The sequence below is a fragment of the Variovorax sp. ZS18.2.2 genome (genome assembly GCF_024701975.1).
In the GTDB taxonomy this organism is placed as follows: domain Bacteria; phylum Pseudomonadota; class Gammaproteobacteria; order Burkholderiales; family Burkholderiaceae_C; genus Variovorax.
In genome coordinates, this window is the sequence record NZ_JANLNM010000001.1 from 474,152 (window position 1) to 497,713 (window position 23,562).

At 67.5% G+C, this 23,562-nt stretch carries 25 protein-coding genes; 16 read left to right on the forward strand and 9 right to left on the reverse strand.

The annotated features are described in order from the left end of the window. Positions 1–24: 24 nt before the first annotated feature. Both NU688_RS02355 and NU688_RS02360 read right to left on the reverse strand, forming a co-directional pair. Positions 25–462: a DUF2501 domain-containing protein gene (locus tag NU688_RS02355; RefSeq protein ID WP_257858946.1), complete on the reverse strand. Its 438-nt coding sequence runs from the start codon at positions 460–462 to the stop codon at positions 25–27. A 93-nt stretch (positions 463–555) separates the two neighbouring features. Continuing rightward, positions 556–1,908, reverse strand: coding sequence for a M20/M25/M40 family metallo-hydrolase (locus NU688_RS02360; protein WP_257858947.1), 1,353 nt, complete (start codon positions 1,906–1,908; stop codon positions 556–558). Between the two features lie 130 nt (positions 1,909–2,038). Between NU688_RS02360 and NU688_RS02365 the strand changes: the two genes are divergently transcribed. Next, the gene (locus NU688_RS02365; protein ID WP_257858948.1) at positions 2,039–2,944 is read left to right on the forward strand and encodes a LysR substrate-binding domain-containing protein; all 906 of its coding nucleotides are present in this window, start codon (positions 2,039–2,041) and stop codon (positions 2,942–2,944) included. Here NU688_RS02365 and NU688_RS02370 read toward each other — a convergent pair whose 3' ends face one another. The 4 genes from NU688_RS02370 to NU688_RS02385 all read right to left on the reverse strand — a co-directional run bounded on the left by NU688_RS02370 (position 2,945) and on the right by NU688_RS02385 (position 6,139). Continuing rightward, the gene (locus NU688_RS02370) at positions 2,945–4,159 is read right to left on the reverse strand and encodes a beta-ketoacyl-[acyl-carrier-protein] synthase family protein (protein ID WP_257858949.1); all 1,215 of its coding nucleotides are present in this window, start codon (positions 4,157–4,159) and stop codon (positions 2,945–2,947) included. Next, complete coding sequence (locus tag NU688_RS02375) at positions 4,156–4,398, reverse strand: acyl carrier protein (protein ID WP_198787721.1); 243 nt, start codon at positions 4,396–4,398, stop codon at positions 4,156–4,158. The genes NU688_RS02370 and NU688_RS02375 overlap by 4 nt, the downstream gene beginning before the upstream one ends. A gap of 96 nt (positions 4,399–4,494) precedes the next feature. Further along, positions 4,495–5,205, reverse strand: coding sequence for a phosphatase PAP2 family protein (locus NU688_RS02380; protein ID WP_257858950.1), 711 nt, complete (start codon positions 5,203–5,205; stop codon positions 4,495–4,497). An 82-nt stretch (positions 5,206–5,287) separates the two neighbouring features. Continuing rightward, entirely contained in the window at positions 5,288–6,139 is an 852-nt protein-coding gene (locus NU688_RS02385) for a helix-turn-helix domain-containing protein (RefSeq protein ID WP_257858951.1), read from the reverse strand. A gap of 89 nt (positions 6,140–6,228) precedes the next feature. Here NU688_RS02385 and NU688_RS02390 point away from each other — a divergent pair, with 89 nt between their 5' ends. Continuing rightward, positions 6,229–7,479: an MFS transporter gene (locus tag NU688_RS02390; protein WP_257858952.1), complete on the forward strand. Its 1,251-nt coding sequence runs from the start codon at positions 6,229–6,231 to the stop codon at positions 7,477–7,479. Between the two features lie 67 nt (positions 7,480–7,546). Continuing rightward, positions 7,547–8,296, forward strand: coding sequence for a sulfite exporter TauE/SafE family protein (locus NU688_RS02395; RefSeq protein ID WP_257858953.1), 750 nt, complete (start codon positions 7,547–7,549; stop codon positions 8,294–8,296). Between the two features lies 1 nt (position 8,297). On the opposite strand, the gene NU688_RS02400 is transcribed toward NU688_RS02395, so the two are convergent. Continuing rightward, the gene (locus tag NU688_RS02400; protein ID WP_257860485.1) at positions 8,298–9,215 is read right to left on the reverse strand and encodes an AEC family transporter; all 918 of its coding nucleotides are present in this window, start codon (positions 9,213–9,215) and stop codon (positions 8,298–8,300) included. A gap of 117 nt (positions 9,216–9,332) precedes the next feature. Between NU688_RS02400 and NU688_RS02405 the strand changes: the two genes are divergently transcribed. Both NU688_RS02405 and xerD read left to right on the forward strand, forming a co-directional pair. Beyond that, positions 9,333–10,307 carry a tripartite tricarboxylate transporter substrate binding protein BugE gene (locus NU688_RS02405; protein ID WP_257858954.1) on the forward strand — a complete coding sequence of 325 codons (975 nt, stop codon included), beginning with the start codon at positions 9,333–9,335 and terminating at the stop codon, positions 10,305–10,307. Positions 10,308–10,374: 67 nt separating this feature from the next. After that, entirely contained in the window at positions 10,375–11,286 is a 912-nt protein-coding gene (gene xerD, locus NU688_RS02410) for a site-specific tyrosine recombinase XerD (protein WP_257858955.1), read from the forward strand. A 12-nt stretch (positions 11,287–11,298) separates the two neighbouring features. On the opposite strand, the gene NU688_RS02415 is transcribed toward xerD, so the two are convergent. Next, the gene (locus NU688_RS02415) at positions 11,299–12,183 is read right to left on the reverse strand and encodes a LysR substrate-binding domain-containing protein (RefSeq protein WP_257858956.1); all 885 of its coding nucleotides are present in this window, start codon (positions 12,181–12,183) and stop codon (positions 11,299–11,301) included. A gap of 207 nt (positions 12,184–12,390) precedes the next feature. On the opposite strand from NU688_RS02415, the gene phnD reads away from it, so the two are divergent. The 10 genes from phnD (at position 12,391) to NU688_RS02465 (ending at position 22,143) form a co-directional block, all read left to right on the forward strand. Then, positions 12,391–13,254, forward strand: coding sequence for a phosphonate ABC transporter substrate-binding protein (gene phnD, locus NU688_RS02420; RefSeq protein ID WP_257860486.1), 864 nt, complete (start codon positions 12,391–12,393; stop codon positions 13,252–13,254). Further along, positions 13,251–14,084, forward strand: a complete 834-nt coding sequence (gene phnC / locus NU688_RS02425) for a phosphonate ABC transporter ATP-binding protein (protein ID WP_257858957.1) — start codon at positions 13,251–13,253, stop codon at positions 14,082–14,084. The genes phnD and phnC overlap by 4 nt, the downstream gene beginning before the upstream one ends. Further along, positions 14,081–14,902: a phosphonate ABC transporter, permease protein PhnE gene (phnE, locus tag NU688_RS02430; protein ID WP_257858958.1), complete on the forward strand. Its 822-nt coding sequence runs from the start codon at positions 14,081–14,083 to the stop codon at positions 14,900–14,902. The genes phnC and phnE overlap by 4 nt, the downstream gene beginning before the upstream one ends. Then, positions 14,899–16,161: a phosphonoacetate hydrolase gene (gene phnA, locus NU688_RS02435; RefSeq protein WP_257858959.1), complete on the forward strand. Its 1,263-nt coding sequence runs from the start codon at positions 14,899–14,901 to the stop codon at positions 16,159–16,161. The genes phnE and phnA overlap by 4 nt, the downstream gene beginning before the upstream one ends. Positions 16,162–16,171: 10 nt before the next feature. Further along, the gene (gene psrA, locus NU688_RS02440) at positions 16,172–17,275 is read left to right on the forward strand and encodes an iron-containing alcohol dehydrogenase PsrA (RefSeq protein ID WP_257858960.1); all 1,104 of its coding nucleotides are present in this window, start codon (positions 16,172–16,174) and stop codon (positions 17,273–17,275) included. After that, on the forward strand, positions 17,272–18,732 hold the full coding sequence (gene phnY, locus NU688_RS02445) for a phosphonoacetaldehyde dehydrogenase (protein WP_257858961.1): 1,461 nt from the start codon (positions 17,272–17,274) through the stop codon (positions 18,730–18,732). The genes psrA and phnY overlap by 4 nt, the downstream gene beginning before the upstream one ends. A 47-nt stretch (positions 18,733–18,779) precedes the next feature. Then, positions 18,780–19,751, forward strand: a complete 972-nt coding sequence (locus NU688_RS02450) for a tripartite tricarboxylate transporter substrate binding protein (RefSeq protein WP_257858963.1) — start codon at positions 18,780–18,782, stop codon at positions 19,749–19,751. Positions 19,752–19,802: 51 nt separating this feature from the next. Continuing rightward, positions 19,803–20,399, forward strand: coding sequence for a TetR/AcrR family transcriptional regulator (locus tag NU688_RS02455; protein ID WP_257858964.1), 597 nt, complete (start codon positions 19,803–19,805; stop codon positions 20,397–20,399). 94 nt (positions 20,400–20,493) lie between these two features. After that, the gene (locus NU688_RS02460; RefSeq protein ID WP_257858965.1) at positions 20,494–21,627 is read left to right on the forward strand and encodes a thiolase family protein; all 1,134 of its coding nucleotides are present in this window, start codon (positions 20,494–20,496) and stop codon (positions 21,625–21,627) included. Positions 21,628–21,669: 42 nt separating this feature from the next. Continuing rightward, complete coding sequence (locus NU688_RS02465) at positions 21,670–22,143, forward strand: MaoC family dehydratase (RefSeq protein ID WP_257858966.1); 474 nt, start codon at positions 21,670–21,672, stop codon at positions 22,141–22,143. A gap of 13 nt (positions 22,144–22,156) precedes the next feature. Here NU688_RS02465 and NU688_RS02470 read toward each other — a convergent pair whose 3' ends face one another. Further along, on the reverse strand, positions 22,157–22,969 hold the full coding sequence (locus NU688_RS02470) for a ferritin-like domain-containing protein (RefSeq protein WP_257858967.1): 813 nt from the start codon (positions 22,967–22,969) through the stop codon (positions 22,157–22,159). A 37-nt stretch (positions 22,970–23,006) separates the two neighbouring features. On the opposite strand from NU688_RS02470, the gene NU688_RS02475 reads away from it, so the two are divergent. Then, positions 23,007–23,531 (forward strand): gamma carbonic anhydrase family protein, encoded by a 525-nt coding sequence (locus NU688_RS02475; protein WP_257858968.1) that lies wholly within the window; start codon positions 23,007–23,009, stop codon positions 23,529–23,531. Positions 23,532–23,562 lie beyond the last annotated feature (31 nt).

The window sequence follows — 23,562 nt, forward strand, 5'->3', positions numbered from 1 at the left end:
ATGCAAGGCCGCTGTCAGGTCAGGTCAGATCAGCGAGGTCGCGTTCTTGAGCACGTAGTCGCAGGCCTTTTCCTTCACCTTCGACGACAGCATCTTCATGTTGAGCGACTTGCCGTCGCCGCCTTTGAGCAAGCCCTTGGCGCCGCTCGCGAAGCCGGTCTCCTGCTGCTTCTGGCCGGTGATCTTGGCCAGGAGCTTGTCCTTGACCGATGCGGCGTCGCCGCCGAGGTAGTTGTTCTTGATGCAGTACTGCAGCACGCCAGCCGCATTGCCGACGGTGCTGGAGCCGATCGCGGGCATCTTGAAGCCGAGGTTGCCGAGGGCGGAACTGGAGGAGTTGTCGCCTTGCGAGCTGGCGGCCGCGCCGGCCTTTTCCTTCAGTTGGTTGAGCAGGTCGTTGGCCTGCGCCGAGGCGCCTGCAGCGAGCAGGGCCAGGGCGATGAGTGTGGAGCGAGCATGCATGGTGGTCTCCTTGGAAAACATGAGGGGAGAAGCGGCCACCAGCATACCGGAGAGTCCCCGGAGTTTCCGGGGACATGGCCCCCGCGGTTCGCGCTAGTTCTTGCGCGGCGTGCGTTTCTCGAGCAGCGGCTCGCTCGTGCCCTGCACGCCGACCAGACCCAGCACCGTGACGAGCGAGTTCTGCGCCCCCTTCCAGCCATCGGTCACGTCGATCCATTCCGACAGCGCGTGGAAGCCGCCCGTCTTGCCACCGGCGCCGATGATGATGGCCGGGATGCCCAGTGACATCGGCACGTTGGCATCGGTGCTCGCGCCCGTCAGCAGGGTCTTGTGGCCGAAGGCGGTGTTCGCGCGCGTGGCGGCTTCGACGATCACTGTGTCGGACTGCGTGCGGCCGCCCGGCCGGTCGCCGATCAGCTTGCGGCTCGCGCTCAGCGTCGTGACGTTCCAGCGCTTGTTCTCTTCCTCGACCGCTTCGTCGATGGCCGCAAGGATCTTCTTCTCGGTCTCCAGCAGCGGCGCCATTTCGTCGGAGCGGATGTCGATGGCCATGCGCGCGTCGGGCGCGATGGTGTTGACCGACGTGCCGCCGCCCACGGTGCCGACGGTGAAGGTGGTCTTCGGGAAAGTCGGCGTGCGGACTTCGGCGATCTTCGCGATCGCGCGGCCCATGCCGTGGATCGCACTGGGCACCTGGCCGAACGCGCCGAAGCTGTGGCCACCCGGGCCCTTGAAGGTGACCTCGTAGCGGTGGCTGCCCGTGCCCAGCATCAGCACCGTGCCGTCGGGTGCCGGTTCGAGGCCGACCATGCCGTCGACGTCCAGGTTGTCGCGGAAGATCGCCTTGATGCCGCGCAGGTTGCCCAGTTCTTCCTCGCCGACGTTGCCGACGATCAAGAGGTCACCCACGGTCTGGATCTTGTTGTCGTTGAGCACCTTGAGCCACGACAGCAGCACTGAGAGGCCGCGCGTGTCGTCGGAGATGCCAGGGGCGTAGAGCTTGCCGTCGCGCTCCTTCACCTTCACGTCGGTGCCGGCGGGGAACACGGTGTCGAGGTGTGCGGAGATCAACAGCTTCGGGCCGTTGCCCACGCCCTTGCGCAGGCCGACGACGTTGCCTTCGGCGTCGATCTTCGCGTCGGTGAGACCGAGGGCCTTCATGCGCGCGAGGAAGGCTTCGGCGCGCTTCTGTTCCTTGAACGGGGGCGCTTCGATCTCCGTCAGCATCTTCAAATCTTCGACCGAGCGCTCGTGGTCGGCCTTGACCGCATCGAGCAGCTTCTGGATCGCGGGCGCTGCCATCAGCTGCGTGTAGGCCTTGTCGATCTCGGGCCGGACCTGCGCAGGCGTGGCCGCGACGGCGGCGTTCTGGGCCTGGGCGAGCCCGGCGGTGCAGGCCAGAGCGAGGACGATCGGGGCAAGGCGGAATGACGCGGAGCGAGGCATGGCGGTGGGTTGTCCTTGAAGGTGGGAGAGCGCGCCGCCGGCGCGGCGCCGTCAGCAATTCTTAGGGGCAAGCCGCGCGCCTGCTCTGGTTTAATCTTTGGCCTTGTCAGTTTTTCTTACGAACACCGCCATGCGCCGCCATATTCCGAGCACCCGAGCGCTCTTGATCTTCGATGCGGTCGCCCGTCATCACGGCGTGGGCAAGGCGGCCGAGGAGTTGTGCCTCACGCACAGCGCGGTGAGCCAGCAGCTGCGGCTCCTCGAATCGCAGATCGGCGTGCGGCTGGTGCAGCGCACCGCGCGCGGCACCGAGCTCACCGATGCCGGGCGCCGCTACCACGGCCAGATCGCGGGCGACCTGATGCGGCTGCAGAACCACACGCTCGAAGCGATGGCGCAGCGCGTCGACGGCCTGCGCCTGATCGTCGGCGCGGTGCCCGTGCTGGCGGAGGGCTGGCTCACGCCGCTGCTGCCGCAGTTCATCGCACGGAACCCGGGCTGCAGCCTGCACCTGCAGGTGTTTCCGACCGATCTCTACATGGCCGACATGCCGTTCGACGTGGGCGTGCAGTACGACGATGCCGTGTGGCCCGGCGCCGATGCGCGGCCGCTGATGGGCGAGTTCTGCGTGGCGGTGTGTTCGCCGCGCGCGAAGGGCAGGGCGGCGATGGCGCGCGGCGACTTTCGCGCCGCGCCGCTGCTCCAGTTGCGCACGCGCATGGGGGCGTGGGAAGAATGGTTCGCGCAGACACCGCACGCGCGGCCGCCCGAAAACCTTGTGGTGGGGCATCGCTTCGATCTCTTCTCTTCGCTGGTTGCGGCGGTGCGCGCCGACCTCGGCGTGGGGCTGGTGCCGCTGTACTACGTCGAGCGCGAACTGCGTTCGGGCGAGCTGCAGCTCGCGTGCGCGCACCGGGCGCCATCGAGCCGCGGCTACAGCGTGTTCATGGCGCCGAACCGCACGGCCGATCCGCTGGCGGAAGCTTTCGTCGAATGGCTCTGCGAGGCTGGAGCCGCGTCGCAGCCGCCGGCTTAGCTAGTCAGCGCGGCGGAAAAGCAGCACCGAGTTCGTGCCGCCGAAGGCGAAGGAATTGCTCATCGCCGCTTCGAGCGCCGGTGCGGCGCTGTCGTCCTGCGTCACGAGGTTCATGCGGCAGGCCGGATCGATCTCGCGGCAGTTCGCATTGGGCGGCAACTGCCGTCGATGCAGCGCGAGCACCGTGATGAGCGCCTCGATGGCGCCGGCCGCGCCCAGCATGTGGCCGTGCAGCGCCTTGGTCGAGCTTACGCGGAGGCCCTCGAAATCGTCGCCCCACACCTCTGCCAACGCGTTGCGCTCGACCACGTCGCCGATGCGCGTGGCCGTGCCGTGCGCGTTGCAGTAGCCCACGTCGTGCGGTTGCAGGCTGGCCTGCCGCAGCGCCTGGCGCAGCGCGCGCGCCTGGCCGGGTGCGTCGGGCTTGGTGAGATGGGTGGCATCGCTGCTCAAGCCCCAGCCGGCCAGCGTGGCGTAGCTGCGCGCGCCGCGGCGGCGTGCGCGCTCGGCGGATTCGAGCACCAGGAAGGCCGCGCCTTCGCCGAGCGCGAAGCCGCTGCGGTCGCTCGCGAACGGCCGCACCGCGCCGGCCGCTTCGCCGGGCTGGAAGGTGGCCAGCGTCTGCATCGCCTGCCAGGCCAGCACCACGCCCGGCACGATCAGCGCTTCGCTGCCGCCGGCAATCGCGATGTCGACTTCGCCGCGCTGGATGGCCTTGGCAGCCTCGGCGATGGCCACGGATGACGACGCGCAGGCAACCGAGTAGGTGAGCACAGGGCCGAGCACGCCGTTGCGCATCGCGACATGGGCTGCAGGCGCGTTGGGCATGAAGGCCGGAATGGTGAGCGGCGACACGCGACCGTTGCCGCGGTAGGCGGCCTCGAGCGCGGCCGCACCGCCCATGCCGCAGCCGGCGTAGACGCCGACGCGTTCGAGGTCGGCATCGGCCAGGGGCTGGTTCGCATCGCGCAACGCCAGATCGGCCGCGGCCACCGCGAGCTGGCTCACGCGGTCGACGCCGGCGAGCTGCAGCTTGGTGAACCAGCGCGTCTCGTCGAAGGCCACCGTGGCTGCGGCCGCCGGCTTGGGCAATTCGGGAAAGAAGGGCTGGATCGCCGAGCGGGCTTGCAGCAGCGCCTCGAACAGTGCGCCGGGCTCGTCGCCGTGGGGCGCCATGACGCCCAGCCCGGTGACGGCAACCTCGTGGTGGTTCACGCGACCTTCGCGGCCCGGACCTTGTCGACCAGCAGCGCGAGCTCGGCCAGGGTGTCGATGCTCGCGTCCTCGTCGGGCATGGTGATGCCGAAGTGGTCTTCGATGGCAAAGAGGAATTCGGCCAGCGCCAGCGAATCGAGACCGCCGGTTTCACGCATCGAGGCGTTGGGGTCGAGCTTGGACGGTTCGATGCCGTACTTCTCGTGAATCAGGTCCTGCAATTCCTTCAGCGAACTCATCGTGCGATGCCTGTCGTCTTGTGCCGCCGTTGATCGATGGCAACCCTTGCGGGGTGTGCCATGGGGTCGATCCCTTCCTCGCTCGGCCTGTGTTGGTCAGTGATGACCAATGATATCCGCTCCGACCTGAGGGGAATCCCCTCGAAAACGCCTGCCCGGCCGCCAACGGAGCGAGGGTAGTGCGAACGCCATACCGAGCAGCGCGCCCGCCACCACGTCCAGCACCACGTGCTGCTTGACCGCCAGCGTCGAGTAGGCGATGGCGGCGAACCAAGTCCAATTGACGATGCGCAGCACGATGGGCGTGCCGGCCTGCCGCAGCAAATGCTCGATCCACAGGGCCGTGAAGATCGCGACGGCCACGTGCATGGACGGGCAGGCGTTGCCCGCCGCGTCCACGCCCTGCAGCATCGCGAAACCGGGGTAGCCCGAGACGTCCATGGCCAAAGGCGGTATCTGGGTCGGCCAGAAGTAGAAGAGCGCGAGGCCAGTGAGGCACAGCCCGCCGATCCACAACCCGTAGACCACCAGTTCGCGGAAGGTGAGTTGCAGCCCGGGTGCGAGGCCCACGTAGACCCACAGCGAGAGGTACGCGCCCAGCGTGTAGGGCTGGAACGGAATCAGGTGGTCCAGCGCGGTGAGCGGCATCACCGCGACCGGGAAGGAGGGGTTGCGCAGCAGGTGGAAGTAGCCGATGAAGAACAGCCAGGTGAAGACCGTGGTCCCGACCGCCTTCAGGAGGAAATGGCGGCGGATGCGCAGGCCGATGTCGGCGGTCCAGGTCTGCGGTCGGGGGGGCGGTGCCATGGGCAAGCTGATGGGGGTCCGTGGTTCTTCGGGCTCGCCGATCTTGCCAGAGCGTCGTGAAGCCCCTGTGCTCTGAAATGGTTCAGGCGGGGACAGTCGACCGCTTCTTGTGCTGGAACGAAGTCGGCGAGCGCCCCGTGGCGGCCTTGAACATCGCGCAGAACGCGCTGTCGGTGGCGTACCCGCTGGCCGCCGCCACCTGGCTTACCGCCATGCCGCGCGCGAGCAGCGGCAGCGCATGCGCCATCACCGCCTGCTGGCGCCACTGCTGCCAGCTCATGCCCAACTGGTCCCGAAACAGCCGTGCCACCGTGCGCTCGCTGGCGCCGATGGTGGCCGCGCGCTCGGCCAGCGTGGAGCGGTCGGCCGGATTGCGCAGCAGCGCCTCGCACAGCTGGCGCAGGCGCTTGTCGGTGGGCAACGGCACGTCGATGCGGATCTGCGTGGCGCGCTCGATCTCGTCGACCAGGAGCGGCGCGATCATGCGTTCGCGCTGCGGCGCCTGCGGGTCGGTGGGCGGCAGGCCGTCGGGCGTGGTGTCCAGCGCGAGCATCAGGGCGCGCATCAGCGGGCTGATCTCGAGCACCTCGCATTTCTCCCAGGACGGTGCGAGCCAGGCATGCAGGTAGATGGTGCGCAGCTCGGCGTCCTCGATCAGCATGATGCTGTGCGGCATGTTCGCCGGCACCCAGAGCGCGCGCGAGGGCGGCACGATGTAGCTGCCGTCCTCGGTGCTCAGGCGGATGACGCCGCGGGTGGAAAAGGTGAGCTGCGGCCACGGATGCTGGTGCAGCTCGACGAAGGTGTCGGCGCTCAGGAAGTGCTCCTTGGCGCGCAACGGGCGCACCGCGTCGGGCGCATAGAGGTGCGGCGTGAGCGAGGCGACGCTGGTGACCGGGGAGGGATGGAAAGCGGTGGAAGAGACGCGTGGCATGGTTTCGACAAATGTTGTCGCTGTATCGCCATTCTGCCGCGCCCTGGGGACATAGCATCGGTGCCTGCCCCGGTTTTTTGTAGCAATCCATGTCTTCCCACGCGACCACCACTCCCTCTGCCACCTCCCTGCGCTCCGACGCGAAGCTCATCGGCCTCGTCGGCCTGGCCCACGCGATCAGCCACTTCAGCCAGCTCATCCTGGCGCCCCTGTTCCCCTGGCTCAAGGACGCCTTCAACGTGAGCTACACCGAGCTGGGCGCGGTGCTCACCGTGTTCTTCGTGGTCTCGTGCATCGTGCAGGCGGCCTCGGGCTTCATCGTCGACAAGCTGGGCCCGCGCCCGGTGCTGTTCGTCGGCCTCGGCGCGCTCGGCCTCGCTGCCTTCGGTTATGCGATGGCGCAGAGCTACTGGATGTTGCTGGCGTGCGCCGTGGTCGGCGGCATCGGCAACGGCGTGTTTCACCCGGTCGACTACACGCTGTTCAACCGCAAGGTCGCGCCCACGCGCCTGGGCCATGCCTACAGCGTGCACGGCATCACCGGCAGCCTCGGCTGGGCGCTCGCGCCGGCCTTCGTGGTGCCGATCGCCATCGCGTTCTCGTGGCGCGTGGCGCTGGCTTCGGCGGGCGTGCTGGCCATCGTCGTGCTGCTGGTGCTGTGGATCTACCGCAGCGTGCTCTCGCTCGACGTCGCGGCCGTGCACAAGGCCACGGGGCAGGGCGAGCCGGCGCCGGTGGGCGGCGAGTTCGATTTCCTGCGCATCCCGGCCGTGTGGATGTGCTTCGGTTTCTTCTTCTTCTATGCCGCGGTGATCAGCGTGGTGCAGACCTTCGCGCCGGTGGCCGCGGGCCATCTGCACGCGGTGCCGATGGCGCTGGTGGCGGTGTGCCTCACGGTCTACATGGTGGCGAGCGCGGCCGGCATGGTGGTGGGCGGCTTCCTCGCGTCCGACCCCTCGCGCTGCGAGCGCATCGTGGGCGCGGGCTTCGGCATCGCGGCCGCGCTGGCGCTGGTGCTGGCCTTCGCGCAGTTCCCGCCGATCCTCGTGCCGGTGCTGTTCGGCGCGATGGGCTTTGTCTCCGGCGTGGCCGGGCCGTCGCGCGACCTGCTGGTCAAGCGCTCGACCCCGCCCAATGCCACGGGCCGCGTCTACGGCGTGGTGTACGCAGGGCTCGACATCGGCCAGGCGCTCGCGCCGCTGGTGTTCGGCCGCCTGATGGACCACGGCCAGTACACGAGCGTGATCGTCGGCCTGGCGCTGGTGCAGGGCGTGCTGATCGCGAGCGCGTTCAACGTGACGCGCGTGCGCCGCACGGCGCTGGTGCCGGCTTCGGCCTGATCCTCCTTCCTTCGCCCGGCCCGTCTGCCGAGGCGGGCCCGGTGCGGCGGCTTCTATCATCGGCCGCATGCAAGCCTTGTATGTCTATGTGATCGTCGGCGCCGTGCTGGCGGGATTCGTGCAGGGCCTGTCGGGCTTTGCGTTTGGGCTGGTCGCGATGTCGGTCTGGGCCTGGACGCTGGAGCCGCAACTGGCCGCGGTGCTGGCGCTGTTCGGTGCGTTGACGGGACAGGTCATCGCCGCCGTCACGGTGCGGCGCACTTTCGACAAGTCCTTGCTGTGGCCGTTCGTGCTCGGCGGCCTGGTCGGCGTGCCATTCGGTGTGTGGCTGCTGCCGCACCTCGATCTCGTGGTCTTCAAGGTGTGTCTGGGCACGCTGCTGGTGCTGTGGTGCCCGGCGATGCTGATGTCGCAGCACCTGCCGAAGATCACTTTCGGCGGCCGCGTGGCGGATGGCATCGTCGGCACCATCGGCGGCGCGATGGCGGGCATCGGCGGCTTCTCCGGCACGATCCCCACGCTCTGGTGCACATTGCGCGGCTTTCAGCGCGACACGCAACGCGCGGTGATCCAGAACTTCAATCTTTCGATGCTGCTGGTGGCGTTTGCGATTCACCTGTTCAGCGGGAGCGTCGTGACTTCGATGGTGCCGCTGTTGGGGCTCGTGGCGCTGGCCGTCGCGGTGCCGGTGCTGCTGGGAGCGCGGCTTTATATCGGCATCAGCGAGACGGCGTTTCGCAAGCTCGTGTTGAGCCTGCTCACCGCGTCGGGCATCGCGATGCTGGCGTCGGCGGTGCCGGCGTTGCTGCAGCGCTGAGCTATCGCGGCAACGCCAGCGCGAACGGCAGGCTCACCACCCCCAGCACCGTCGACAGCGTCACCAGCCCCGCCACATACGGCCCGTTGTAGCCCATGCGCGCCGCGAGCACATAGGCGCTCGAGGCGGTGGGCACCGCCGAGAACGCCATCAGCACCGACGCCTGCATGCCATCGAGCCGCAGCGCCAGCGCCAGCCCCCACGCCACCAGTGGAAGGATCAGGTGCCGTATCGCCAGCACAGACACCGCGAGCACCTTGCCCCGCCCCAGCGTCGCGAACTGCATCCCCGCGCCCGCGGCCAGCAGTCCCAACGCAAGCGAGGCCGCGCCGATGCGCGTGAGCGTCGGCGTGAGCCAGTTCGGCACCGTGAGGCCCAGCACATTCGCCAGCAGCCCGGCCACCGTGGCCACGATCAGCGGGTTGCGCACCAACTGCCGCACGAAGCCGGTCTGCGCATGCCGCGTCATCGGCCACACGGCCGCGATGTTGAACATCGGCACGCACACGCCGATCAGCACCGCGATGAGCAGCAAGCCCTCGGGGCCCGCGAGCCGGTCGGCCAGCGCGAGGCAGATGAAGGAGTTGAAGCGGAACGCGACCTGCGCGCTCGCGGCATGGTCGCGCCGGTCGATGTGCGGGCCGATGCCCGGCACGAAGGGCAGGGCGTAGGCCAGCGCGATGCCGCACAGGCCGATGCCGACGCCCGCGGTCAGCAGGCTCGAGGTGGCACCAAAATCGAGCGGGCTGCGCACGATCGAATGGAACAGCAGCACCGGAAAGAGGAAGTAGTAGACGAGGCTCTCGACCTGGTCCCACACGCGGCGGTCGAGCGCGGTGTAGCGGCACAGGAGCCAGCCGATGGCGATGAGGGAGAAGTCGGGGAAGAGCAGCTGCGCGTAGTTCACCGTTTCGAGCATAAACCGCATGGACCATGGGTAATCCAGAGCATGGGGAGGCGTGTCGAACCGCTAGCATCCGTGCTTCGCTTTTTCGACATCCGTCAGTCAAAGTCAGTCAATTCAAGGAGTTATTCGATGCAACGTCGTCAATGGAGCGCCCTGATGGGGGCAGTCGCCCTGGCCGCAGTCGCGGGCCAGAGCTTTGCACAGGGCTATCCCAACAAGCCGGTCGAACTGAGCGTGCCGTTCGCACCCGGCGGCACGACGGACATCGTGGCGCGCGTGATCTCCGATCCGCTGGGCAAGATCCTGGGCCAGCCTGTGGTGGTGATCAACCGCGCCGGTGGCGGCGGCATCGTCGGCGCGGCCGAAACCGCACGCGCCACGCCCGATGGCTACAAGCTCGGCGTGGCCACCGTGTCGAGCACGGCCGCCAACCCGGCCATCAACCCCAAGGTGCCGTACGACCCGATCAACGACTTCACGCCGATCACCAACATCGCGGCCACGCCGAACATCATTGCGGTGAACCCGAGCTTCCCGGCGAAGAACTACGCCGAGTTCGTCGCCGAGCTGAAGAAGAACCCAGGCAAGTATTCGTACGCCTCGTCGGGCACGGGCGGCATCGGCCACCTGCTGATGGAGCTCTACAAGAGCCTCACCGGCACCTTCGTCACGCACATCCCGTACCGCGGCGCGGGCCCGGCACTGAACGACGTGGTGGCCGGCCAGGTGCCGATCATGTTCGACAACATCCCCTCGGCCATGCCTTTCATCACCAGCGGCCGGCTGATCCCGATCGTGGTGTCGGCGCCCCAGCGCCTGGCTGCGCTGCCGAACGTGCCGACCTTCAAGGAAGTCGGTCTCGAGCCGGTGAACCGCATGGCCTACTACGGCATCCTCGGCCCCAAGGGCTTGCCGAAGGACGTGGTCGACAAAGTCGCCGCCGGCGTGAAGAAGGCGGTCGAAGATCCGGCCGTGAAGAAGCGCATCGAAGACACCGGCTCGCTGATCGTGGCCAATTCGCCCGAGCAGTTCGCAGCGCAGATCAAGGCCGAGTACGAGGTCTACAAGCAGGTCGTGAAGAAGCAGAACCTGAAGCTGGACTGATCCGCTTCTGCCTCGCAAAAGCCGCCCCGCATTCAGGGCGGCTTTTTCTTTTGTTATCTTGCACCGCATGACCGAGGCCGCCGCAGCACCCACTCCCGAAATCGACGAGTTCGTCGATGCCCTCTGGCTCGAGGATGGTCTCTCCAAGAACACGCTGGCCGCGTACCGCCGGGACCTTGCGTTGTTTTCACAGTGGCTCGGCAAGCAGCGCAGCGGCGTCGCGCTGAATACCGCGCAGGAGTCCGACGTGCAGGCCTACATGGGCGTGCGCCTCTCGACCAAGGGCAAGGCCACCTCGGCCAACCGGCGGCTCACCGTGTTCAAGCGCTACTACCGCTGGGCGCTGCGCGAGCGCCGCATCACGGCGGACCCGACGATCCGCCTTGCACCCGCACGGCAGATGCCGCGTGCGATCAAGACGCTGTCGGAGAAACAGGTCGACGACCTGCTGGCCGCACCCGATGTCGAATCGCCGCTCGGTCTGCGCGACCGCGCGATGCTCGAGGTGATGTATGCAAGCGGCCTGCGCGTGAGCGAATTGGTGGCGCTCAAGGTCATCGACATGAGCCTGAACGACGGCGTGCTGCGCGTGCTCGGCAAGGGCAACAAGGAGCGACTCGTGCCCTTCGGCGGCGAGGCGCGGCGCTGGATCGAGCGCTACCTCGACGAGTCGCGCCCCGCGATCCTCGACGGCCAGCAGACGCCCGACCTCTTCGTGACCGCGCGCGGTGCGGGCATGACGCGCGTGATGTTCTGGATCATCGTGAAGAAGCAGGCTGCGGCCGCGGGCATCCATGTGCCGTTGTCGCCGCACACGTTGCGGCACGCCTTTGCGACGCACCTGCTGAACCACGGCGTGGACCTGCGCGCGGTGCAGCTGCTGCTGGGCCATGCCGACATCTCCACCACCACGATCTACACGCACGTGGCGCGCGAGCGCCTGAAGCAGCTGCACGCCGCGCACCATCCGCGCGGTTGAACTTGCAGTCGCTCAGGCTTTGCGCTTGCGCGCCTCGATGGCCGGCACCAGCGTGTCGAAGAAGGCGCTGACCATGCGCATCTCGCGCCGCTCGGCGAGGCACAGCACATGCGCGTACGTGAAGATTTCTGTGTCGCTGAAGCCGACCATGCGGAGATCTGGGCTCGGCACGAATTCCACGCTCGACACCGCCGCGATGCCCAGGCCTTGCGCCACGGCTTCGCGGATCACCTCGCGGCTGCTGATCTCCATCACCACATCGACCTCGACCTTCGCCTTGGCGAGCGCGAGTTCGAGCGCCTTGCGCGTGGTCGATCCTTCTTCTCGCATGATGAGCCGTTCGCCCTGCAGCTCCGCGAGCCGGATGTTGCGCCGCCGCGCGAAGCGGTGCGTGGCCGGCACGAACATCACGACCGGGTGCTGGCTGAAGGGTACCGACAGAAACCGGTCATCTCGCACCATCTGCGCGAGCACGCCGACGTCGGCGCTGTAGTCGACGAGGCTGTCGAGCACGTCCTGCGAATTGCCGGTGCTCACCGTCACCTTCACGCCGGGGTAGCGCAGGCTGAAGTCGACCAGCATCTTGGTCACGTGGTACGGCCCCACGGCCGCCACGCGGAGGTGGCCGGTGCGCAGCGTGCCGGCATCGCCGAGCAGCGCGACCGCATCGCCCTCGAGGCTGAAGATCTGCTGCGCGAGCTGCATCAGCTGCTCGCCGATTTCGGTGAGCTGCACGCGCCGGCCGCGCCGGTGGAAGAGCTCCACCTGGTAGGCCTCTTCGAGAAACCGCACCTGCGTGGTGATGGTGGGCTGGCTCACATGCAGGTGTTCGGCGGCCTTGGTGAAGCTGCCTTCGCGGGCCACGGCATAGAAGGAACGCAGCTGTGTGAGGCGCATGGGGAAGACCCTTTGAATCTATAGATTCAGTATATAGATCATCGAAAAAATTTGAATTTGTTCGATACCAGTCTCGGTGATTTACTCGCTCCCAAGACGACCCAGGCATCGACAGAAAAACGCCGGACGTCCCGAATCTTCCAGCCGCCGCGACCCTGGGCAGCACCGGAAGAATTCATGCAATACAGACCATTGGAGACAACCATGATGAAGCGCAGAAAGTTGCTGCTCGGCACCGCCGCCGTCACAGCGTCCGCCTTCGTGCCGATGGCACGGGCACAGCAGGTTCTCACTGTCGGGCTGATCCCATCCGAGGATTCGCGCGCCATGATCGCCAACAGCCAGGCCATGATGGACATGCTGTCCAAGGCCCTGGGATTCGCGGTCAAGCCCTTCGTGGCGGCCGACTACAACGGCGTGATCGAGGCGCTGCGTTCCAAGCGGCTCGACGTGGCGTATCTGGGCCCGTTCTCGTACGTGCTGGGCGCGACGGTCGCCGACATCGAGGCCTTCGCGGTCGCCGAAACCAAGAAGGCCGGGCGCACCTTCTATTACAGCCAGATCGTCACGCACAAGAACACCGGCATCAAGACGGTGAACGATCTCAAGGGCAAGACCTTCGCGTTCGTCGATCCGAGTTCCACGTCGGGCCACCTGTTCCCGAAGGCGGGGCTGATGAAGCTGGGCTTCAACACCGACAAGGACTTCGGCCGCGTGATCTTCTCGGGCTCGCACGACTCCAGCGCGATCGCGGTGCAGAACAGGAAGGTGGACGCCGCGGCCATTGCCGACCGCATCCTCGATGCAGCCGTCGCCAAGGGGCTCGTCAAGCGCGAAGACCTCGTCGAGGTGTGGAAGTCGGACCCGATTCCCGAGTCGCCCACCGTCTGGCGCAAGGACCTGCCCGCCGATCTGAAGGCGCGCGTGCAGGCCGCCTTCCTGCAGGTGAAGGACATCCCCTGGTCCGACCAGGGCGAGCTCAACGGTTTCCACCCGACCAACGACGCGGCCTACAACATCATCCGCGACACGGCCAAGGTGCTGAACCTCGACCTGAGGAAGATGAAATGATCGAGATCCGCGGCCTGTGCAAGCGCTACGGCGACTTCACCGCGCTCCACCGCGTCGACCTCACGGTCGCCAAGGGCGAGTTCGTCGTCATCCTCGGCGCGTCGGGTGCGGGCAAGTCCACCTTGCTTCGCTGCATCAACCACCTGGCCGAGCCGAGCGAGGGCGAGATTCACGTCGATGGCGAGCGTTCGCGCGGTGACCGCGCCGGGCTGCGCAAGGTGCGCCGCGATGTGGCGATGATCTTCCAGCACTACAACGTGGTGCCGCGCCTGTCGGTTCTGAAGAACGTGTTGACCGGGCGGCTCGGCTCCATGCCGGCCATCGCCTCGTGGTTCCAGATTTTCCCCGCAAAGGACATCGCCATCGCCCGCGAGTGCCTGCGCCGCGTGGAGCTCGACCACAAGTCGGACCTTCGCACCGACACGCTCTCGGGCGGCCAGAAGCAGCGCGTGGGCATCGCCCGTGCGCTGGCGCAGCAGCCCAAGGTGATCCTGGCCGACGAGCCCGTCGCGAGCCTCGATCCGAAGACCTCGCGCAAGGTGCTCAACTATCTGAAGCAGGCCAGCAGCGAAGCGGGCATCACCGTCATCTGCAACCTGCACCAGGTGGACTACGCGCGTGAATTCGCGCAGCGCGTGATCGGTGTCGCGGCCGGTCGCGTGGTGTTCGAAGGCCGGCCCGACGAGCTGACCGAAGAGGTGCTGCAGCGCATCTATCCGGGCGGTCTGGAAGACGGCCCGATCGAGACACCCGCACCCGTCGCGCCGCCCGCGGCCACGCTCGTGGCCCCCGCACGCCCCGCCCAGCAACTCGCCCTGGAGCAATCATGATCGCCATCGGACGCTACAACCTGCTGGTCGCCAAGAGCGGCGGCAACCCGGGCTGGTGGAAGTACGCCCTTGCCGGACTGGCCCTGCTGTCGGTGATGTGGTGGGCCGCCATCGGCAGCCAGGTCAGTGTCAGCGAACTGATCAAGGGCATGCCATGGATCGCCGATTTCCTCGGCCGCATGCTGCCGCCCAACTGGGAGTTCATGCAGCGGCTGGTCAAGCCCGCCATCGAGACGGTGCAGATCGCGCTCTGGGGCACGCTGTTGTCGGTGATTCTTGCGGTGCCCCTGTGCTTCTTCGCGGCGCGCAACATCTCGCCGAACCTCGCGGTGTTTCATGCGATGCGGCAGGTGCTGAACATCACGCGCGGCATCAACGAGATCATCCTTGCGCTGATCTTCGTCGCGGCTGTGGGACTCGGCCCGTTCCCCGGCGTGCTGGCCCTGGCGCTGCACGGCGCGGGCATGCTCGGCAAGTTCTTCGCCGAATCGATTGAAGAGATCGACCAGGGCCCGCTCGAAGCATTGCGCGCCACCGGCGCCGGCCCCATACAGACCATCATCTTCGGCGTGATCCCGCAGGTGGTGACCGCGTGGATCGGCGTCATCGTCTACCGCTTCGAGACCAACCTGCGCCAGGCCACGGTGCTGGGCATGGTGGGGGCGGGCGGCATCGGCTTCGAACTGGTGGGGAGCATGAAGCTCTTCCAGTACCAGGACACCGCGACCTGCATCCTGGTGATCGTCGTCATGGTCATGACCGCCGACTACCTGTCGACCAAGTTGCGCGGATGGATTCAACAAGGAGCGCATCAATGACAAGCAGCAAGTCGAGCATCCCGGACGTCTCGGTGAACGGCCGCAGCTACAGGTCGCCCACGCAACCCGTCGTCGTGGTGTGCGTGGACGGCTGCGAGCCCGACTACATCACGCAGGCGATCCAGGCCGGTGTCGCGCCGTTCATGAAGAAGATGCTGGCCGCGGGCACCTCGCTGGTGGGCGACTGCGTGGTGCCCAGCTTCACGAACCCGAACAACCTCTCGATCGTGACCGGCGCGCCGCCCTCGGTGCACGGCATCTGCGGCAACTACTTCCTCGACACCGCGCAAGGCAAGGAAGTGATGATGAACGACCCCGCCTACCTGCGCGCCGAGACGCTGCTGGCGGTGTTCTCCAAGGCCGGCGCCAAGGTCGCGGTGGTCACCGCCAAGGACAAGCTGCGCACGCTCCTGGGCCACCGCATGGAAGGCATCTGCTTCTCGGCCGAGAAGGCCGACCAGGCGACGCGCGCCAACGGCGGCATCGACGACGTGCTGGCGCTGGTTGGCAAGCCCGTGCCCTCGGTCTACAGCGCCGACCTGAGCGAGTTCGTGTTCGCGGCGGGCGTGAAGCTGATGGAGACGCAGCGGCCCGACCTCATGTACCTCTCGACCACCGACTACGTGCAGCACAAGTGCGCGCCGGGCACGGCCGGCGCCAACGACTTCTACGCCATGATGGACGGCTACCTCGCGCAGCTCGACGCGCTGGGCGCGACCATCGCGCTCACCGCCGACCACGGCATGAGCCCGAAGACCGATGCGGCCGGCAACCCGCGCATCGTGTTCCTGCAGGAGGTGCTCGATGCGCGCCTCGGCGCGGGGCGCGGCCGGGTGATCCTGCCGATCACCGATCCGTACGTGGTGCATCACGGCGCGCTCGGTTCGTTTGCGACCGTGTATCTCGAAGCGGGTGTCGATGTGCCCGCGCTGGTCGCGGCGCTGCAGGCCACCGACGGCATCGAGCAGGTGCTCACGCGCGACGAAGCGGCCGAGCGCTTCGAGCTGCCGCCCGACCGCATCGGTGACCTCGTGGTGGTGTCCGACCATCTCGCCGTGATCGGCACGCGCGCCTCGGAGCACGACCTGAGCGGCCTCACGGTGCCGCTGCGTTCGCACGGCGGGCTCTCCGAGCAGAAGGTGCCGCTGCTGTTCAACCGGCAACTGCAGGGCGTCGACCCGAAGCGGCGATTGCGCAACTTCGACATCTTCGACCTTGCCCTCAATCACACGAACCAGGCGGCACGGACCGCGACCTGAAGAGACATCCATGAGCGCCAACTATCACAACCCCGTACAGAGCGTGTACGGGGCAGGGGCCCTGTCGTCCCTGCCGAAACTGCTCGACGGCCGCCGCGCCGCGCTGGTGACCTTTCCGGAGGCCCGCGCCATCGGCCTGCTGGGCCGGCTGGAGTCGGTGTTGCAGGGCGCACTGGCCTGCACCATCGACCAGACGCGGCCCAACCCCGACGTCGCCGAACTCGCTGGCCTCTACGAGTGGTTCTGGCGGGAGCACGCGGATGTGGAAGTGCTCATCGCGGTCGGCGGCGGCAGCGCCATCGACACCGCGAAGGCACTCATGGTCGCGAACGATGCGGCGAGCTTTTCCGATCTCGTGGCGGGCCTTGCCGGCGAGCGCCCCTTCGTGCCCACGCGCAGCAAGATGCTGATCGCCGTGCCCACCACCGCCGGCACCGGCAGCGAGGTCACGCCCTGGGCCACGGTGTGGGACCGCGAGCGCCAGAAGAAGTATTCGCTGCACCTGCCCGAGACCTGGCCGCGCTATGCGGTGGTCGACCCGGAGCTGATGCTGTCGCTGCCCGCGGCCGTCACGTTGCAGAGCGGGCTCGATGCGCTGTCGCATGCACTCGAAGCCATCTGGAATGTCAATGCGAACCCGCTGTCCGACACCTTCGCCGTCTCGGCCGTGCGCGACACGCTCGAGGTGCTGCCGCAGCTGATGGGCCAGCTCGACAACGTCGAACTGCGGGGGCGCATGGCGCTCGCGGCGTTGAAGGCCGGCATGGCGTTCTCCAACACCAAGACGGCGCTCGCGCACTCCATCTCCTACGAGATGACGCTGCGCTACGGTCTGCCGCACGGCATCGCCTGTTCGTTCCTGCTGCCGATGGTGCTGGAGCGCGCCATCGGCCGGCGTGCCGACCGCGATGCGGTGCTGCGCGAAGCCCTTGGCATGCCGCTCGCAGAGGCGCCGCAACAACTGGCGGCCTTCATCGAATCGCTGGGCGTGAAGACGCGCTTCGCCGACTACGGCGTGGGCGACGACGAAGCCCGCGAGATGCTGCTGCACGCCCAGGGCGGTGCGCGCGGCAAGAACTTCATCGGCAACGACCTCGCGGAGAACCAGGCATGACCACCGTTTCGACACCCCACCGGGACAGCGCCGCCTTTCGCGCCGAGTCCCTGCGCATCGGCGGCGAGCGCGTGCGGCGGGAGCGCACGCTCGATGTGTTCAACCCCTACACCAACGAGCGCGTGGGCACCGTGCCGCTCGCTTCGGTGGACGATGTGCGCGAGGCCTTCCGCATCGGCCATGCGTACCGCTCGACGCTCTCGCGCTACGAGCGCGCCAGCATCCTGCAGCGGGCCTGCGCGCTGCTGCGCGCGCGCGCCGACGAAGGGGCCGCGATCATCACGATGGAGTCGGGCTTGTGCCGCAAGGACGCGCTGTACGAGATCGGTCGCGTCGCCGATGTGCTGACCTTCGGCGCCACCGAGGCGTTGCGCGACGACGGGCAGGTGTTCTCGTGCGACCTCACGGCGCACGGCAAGAAGCGCAAGGTCATCACGCTGCGCGAGCCGCTGCTGGGTGTGATCACCGCGATCACGCCGTTCAACCACCCGATGAACCAGGTCGCGCACAAGGTGGTGCCGAGCATCGCGACCAACAACCGCATGGTGCTCAAGCCCTCGGAAAAAGTGCCGCTCTCAGCCTTCTACCTGGCCGACATCCTCTACGAGGCGGGGCTGCCGCCGGAGATGTTCCAGGTGGTCACCGGCGACCCGCGCGAGATCGCCGACGAGCTGATCACCAATGCGCAGGTGGATCTCGTCACCTTCACCGGCGGCGTGGCCATCGGCAAGTACATCGCCGCGAAGGCCGGCTACCGGCGCATCGTGCTGGAGCTGGGCGGCAACGATCCGCTGATCGTGATGGAGGACGCCGACCTCGATCGCGCCTCCGACCTCGCGGTGCAGGGCTCGTACAAGAACTCGGGACAGCGCTGCACGGCAGTGAAGCGCATGCTGGTGCACAAGGATGTGGCGAGCGAGTTCATCGAGCGCGTGGTCGAGAAGACGAAACGCTGGAAGCACGGCGACCCGGCGGATGCGAACAACGACATGGGCACGGTGATCGATGAAGCTGCCGCCCGCCGCTTCGAGTTGCTGGTGGACGAGGCGGTGGCGCAGGGCGCGCGGCTGCTCGTGGGCAACCGGCGCGAAGGCGCGCTGTACTCGCCGACCGTGCTCGACAACGTGCGCCCCGAGATGACGGTCGTGCGCGAAGAAACCTTCGGCCCCGTCTCACCGATCATCCGCTTCGGCAGCATCGACGAGGCGATCGCGATCTCGAACGGCACGGCCTATGGCCTCTCGTCGGGCATCTGCACCGACCGCATGGACTACGCGACCCGCTTCGCCAACGAACTGAAGGTGGGCACGGTGAACGTGTGGGAGGTGCCGGGCTATCGCATCGAGCTCACGCCCTTCGGCGGCATCAAGGACTCGGGGCTGGGCTACAAGGAAGGGGTGCAGGAGGCGATCAAGTCGTTCACCAACGGCAAGACCTTCACGATGCCCTGGGGGTAGGCGGGGCCGGATGTTTCAAAATAGGCGATTGCCTTCGAGAGACATCCATGAATTTCAACAAGAAACTGTGTGCCGGCCTCGCGCTGGCCGCCACGGCGGGACTGTCCGCCGCGCAGGCCCCGGCCGTCCCCAAGACCATCCGGCTCATCGTGGCGTACCCCGCAGGCGGCGTGAGCGACGTGGTCGCGCGTGCGCTCGGCGACAGGCTCGCCGCGCAGCTGGGCACCACGGTGATCGTCGACAACCGCGCCGGCGCGAGCGGCGCCATCGGCATGGATGCGGTGGCCAAGGCCGCGCCCGACGGCGCGACGCTCGGCTTCTCGGCCATCAGCCCGCTGGTGCTGAGCCCGCACCTGGGCAAGCTGCCATTCGATCCGTTGAAGGACATCGCGCCGGTCGCGAGCGTGATGTATTCGCCGGTGCTGCTGATCGCCACGCCGGCCAGCAAGGCCAAGGATTTCCGCGCGCTCGTCGCCGATGCCAAGGCGCAGCCTGGGTCGGTGCGCTGGGCCACGTCGGGGCCGGCGTCGCTCGGGCACATCGTGCTGGAGCAGGTGAGGGCGGCGACGGGCGTGGACATCACGCACGTGCCCTACAAGGGCGGCGGCCAGCAGCTCAACGATGCGCTGGGCGGGCAGTTCGAGATCCTGTCGACCAACGCGAGCCCGACGCTCACCTCGCACATCCAGTCGGGCAAGTTGCGTCCCCTGGCCGTGGGGGCGCCGGCACGGCTCGACAGCCTGCCGCAGGTTCCCACGCTGGGCGAGCTGGGCTACACCGCGGCGAACATCAAGTCACTGTTCGGTGTGTTCGCACCGGCCGCCACGCCGCCCGAACTGGTCGCCAGATACAACGCCGAGATCAACAAGGCCCTGGCCAGTCCCGAGTTGCGCGCCAAGCTCACGGCCACCGACAACGTGCCGACCGGCGGCACAGCCGCAGCCTTCGCCAAGGAGATCGCCTCGGAGTTCGAGAGCAACGGGCGCATCGTGAAGGCCGCGAGCATCAAGGTGGATTGACGAATGACCCTTCGGCTTGTGCTTCGAATTTCCCTACCTTATAGTAGGTAGATGAACAACGCCACCGCCACCCCTGCCGCGCTTGCTGCCGGCAGCACCCGGGACCAGATCCTCGGGGTGGCGCGCAGCCTCATCGAAACCCGCTCGTACCTGGGCTTCAGCTTCCAGGACGTGGCTAATGCGGTCGGCATCCGCAAGGCGAGCCTGTACCACCACTTCCCGACCAAGGAGGCGCTGGGCATCGCGGTGATCCGGCAGGCCACCCAGTACTTCAAGGACTGGGATGCGGCCCGGGAGCGGGAGCCCCAGGACGCGCTCGACTCCTACTTCCGCATGTACCGCAACACGCTGAAGGCCGGTTCGGGCATGTGCCCCGCCGGCTCGCTGGCGCCGGGGTGGGATTGCATCAACGAAGAGCTGCGGCAGGCGGTGCAGGAGCTGCGCCACACGCAGGTGCTGTGGCTCACCGGCGTGCTGGGCGCACTGGCACCGGCAGGGGCGCGGAAGAAGGGCGCTTCCCCGGTCGCTGCGCAGGCCAGCTATGTGTTCTCGGTGTGCCAGGGCGCGCTGCTCGCATCGCGCATGACGGGGCGCGTCGAAGACTTCGACGAAGCCATCGCACAGCTCAGGAGTTCGTTGCCCGGCTGAGAGCCAGGCGGCATCGCAGGCACGCATCGGCGTGCTTATTTTTTGACTTCATAGCCTACCGATTGGATGGTAGATTTTATCAAGGAGCATCTTCATGAAAGCCGTCATTTCCGCCTACGCCCGGTCGCCGTTTCACTTCGCAAAGAAAGGCGCGCTCGCCGAGGTGCGCCCCGATACGCTGGCCGCCGGCGTGGTGAAGGGCCTGCTGCAGCGCACCGACCTCGACCCCGCGCTGCTCGAAGACATCATCCTCGGCTGCGCCTACCCCGAAGCCTCGCAGGGCAACAACGTCGCGCGCATCGTCGGCCTCCTGGCCGGGCTGCCGCACGAGGTGGGCGGCATGACGGTGAACCGCTTCTGCGGCTCGTCGATGCAGGCCGTGCACATCGCCGCGGCGCAGATCGAGGCGGGCATGGGCGAGGCCTTTTTGTGCGTGGGCGTGGAGTCGATGACCATGGTGCCGCAGGGCGGCTTCAACTTCTCGCCCAGCCCCGAGCTGCTGGCCCACACCGACGCCTACATCTCGATGGGCGAGACGGCGGAGAACGTCGCGCAGCGCTGGAACGTGAGCCGCGCCGACCAGGAGGTGTTCGCCGTCGAGTCGCACCGCAAGGCTGCCGCTGCGCGCGCAGAAGGACGGTTGGCGGGCGAGATCGTGCCGGTGCGCCTGGCCTCGGGCGACATGGTCGATGCGGACGGCTGCATCCGCCCTGCGACCTCTGCCGAAGCGCTGGCCAATCTCAAGCCCGCGTTCCGTCCTGACGGCGTGGTGACGGCCGGCACCTCGTCGCCGCTCACCGATGGCGCGGCCGTCGTGCTCGTGACCAGCGATGCCTTCGCCGCGAAGCACGGCCTGCAGATGCTCGCGCGCATCAAGTCGTTCGCGACCGTGGGCGTGGACCCGGCCATCATGGGCATCGGCCCGATCCCCGCGACCCGCAAGGCCCTGGCACGCGCGGGCCTGAGCGCGGCAGACCTCGACGTGATCGAGATCAACGAAGCCTTCTCGTCGCAGGCGCTCGCGTGCATCCGCGATCTGGGCCTCGATCCGGCGAAGATCAATCTCGACGGCGGCGGCCTCTCCATCGGGCATCCGCTGGGTGCGACCGGCGCGCGCATCACGGGCAAGGCGGCGTCGCTGCTGGTCCGTGAGAAGGGCCGTTACGCACTCGCCACGCAGTGCATCGGTGGCGGGCAGGGCATCGCGACCATCCTCGAGCGCGTCTGAGGGAGAGTTCGAGAATGCGCGCAGGCACGACAAGGAGACCTCATGGCCGCACCCACTGACACCGGCGCGAAGCGCGCGCTGTACCTCGAAGACCTGTCGGTCGGCGACCGTTTCCAGAGCGGCGAGCACACGCTCGACGTGGCGCAGATCAAGGCCTTCGCGCTGCAGTTCGACCCGCAGCCTTTTCATACGGATGAAGAGGCCGCGAAGCACACCTTCTTCGGCGGTCTCGCGGCGAGCGGCTGGCACACGGCTGCGCTCACGATGAAGCTGCTGGTGGAAAGCGGCGTGCCGCTGGCCGACGGCATCATCGGCTCGGGTGGCGAACTGCAGTGGCCCAAGCCGACACGGCCCGGGGACGTGTTGCACGTGGTGAGCGAGGTGGTCGACATCACGCCCTCGCGCTCCAAGCCCGGTCGCGCGATGGTGACGATGCGCTGCCAGACGCGCAACCAGCGCGGCGAGGTGCTACAGCACTTCACGCCGAAGCTGGTGGTGCACAGCAGGCCCACCTGAGCTCTTTTCCCGATCAGTTGTTGCCGTCGGCCGAGAGCGCGCGCAACTCCTCGGCGCTGAAGCCCGCGCGGCTGCGCGCCTCGAGATTGAACGGCGGCCTGATCCGCGGCGCGTCGTAGCGCGCCACGAGCGCCGGGTAGTTGGCTTCGGCATCGAGCCCCGCGCGTTCGCAAAGCCAGCGGTACCAGTGGTTGCCGATGGCGACGTGGCCCACCTCGTCGCGCAGGATGATGTCCAGGATCTCCACCGCACGCAGTGCGTCGGGCGTGTTGACGCGCCTGAGCTTGGCCTGGATCAGCGGCGTGGCGTCGAGCCCGCGCGCCTCGAGCGTGCGCGGTACCAGCGCCATGCGGGCGAGCACGTCGTCCTTCGTCTTCTCGCACATGTTCCACAGCCCGTCGTGGCCGGGGAAGTCGCCGTAACGCCAGCCCATGTCCTGCAGATGCGCATGCAGCAGCGTGAAGTGCAGCGCCTCCTCGTCGGCCACGCGCAGCCAGTCGCGGTAGTAGGCCTCGGGCATGCCGTCGTAGCGCCAGACCGCGTCGAGCGCGAGGTTGATCGCGTTGAACTCGATGTGGCAAATCGAATGGATGAGCGAGGCGCGGCCCTCGGGCGTGAAGGGCGAGCGCTTCTGCACCGCGGTGGCGGACACGCGCACCGGCCGCTCGGGCCGGCCCGGCACGCCCAGGTCGTCGCCTGCGGTGCGGATCGGGTCGATTGCTATGGAATCGGTAGCAACCAACGCCGCGGCAGCGCGCGTTGTCGCCACCTTTTGTTCAGGATCGGTCAGTCGCAGCGCGGCCAGCGCGCTCAATCGGGGGTGCATCCCTACAATTCTAGTTTTTGCCCCCGGAGACCCCACGATGGCCCTCTATGAACTCGACGGCGTTGCGCCGCAACTCGCCACCGGCGCCTGGGTCGCCGACAGCGCGGAGGTGATCGGCAACGTGAAGCTGGGCGAGAACGCGAGCATCTGGTTCGGCGCCGTCCTGCGCGGGGACAACGAGACCATGACCATCGGCCGCAACAGCAACGTGCAGGACATGTCGATGCTGCATTCCGACCCCGGCAGCCCGCTCACCGTGGGCGAGAACGTCACCATCGGCCACCAGGTCATGCTGCACGGCTGCACCATCGGCGACAACTCGTTGATCGGCATCCAGGCGGTGGTCTTGAATAACGCGAAGATTGGCCGCAATTCGATCGTTGGCGCCGGCAGCGTGGTCACCGAGGGCAAGGAGTTTCCCGACAATTCCCTCATCTTCGGCTCGCCCGCCAAGGTGATGCGCACGATCAGCGACGAAGACGCTGCGCGGCTGCGTCACGGCTCCGAGCACTATGTAGAAAACGCCGTTCGCTACGCGAAGGGCTTGAAGAAAATCGCCTGACCCCGCGCAGGCCCAACAGACAGAAAGAAGA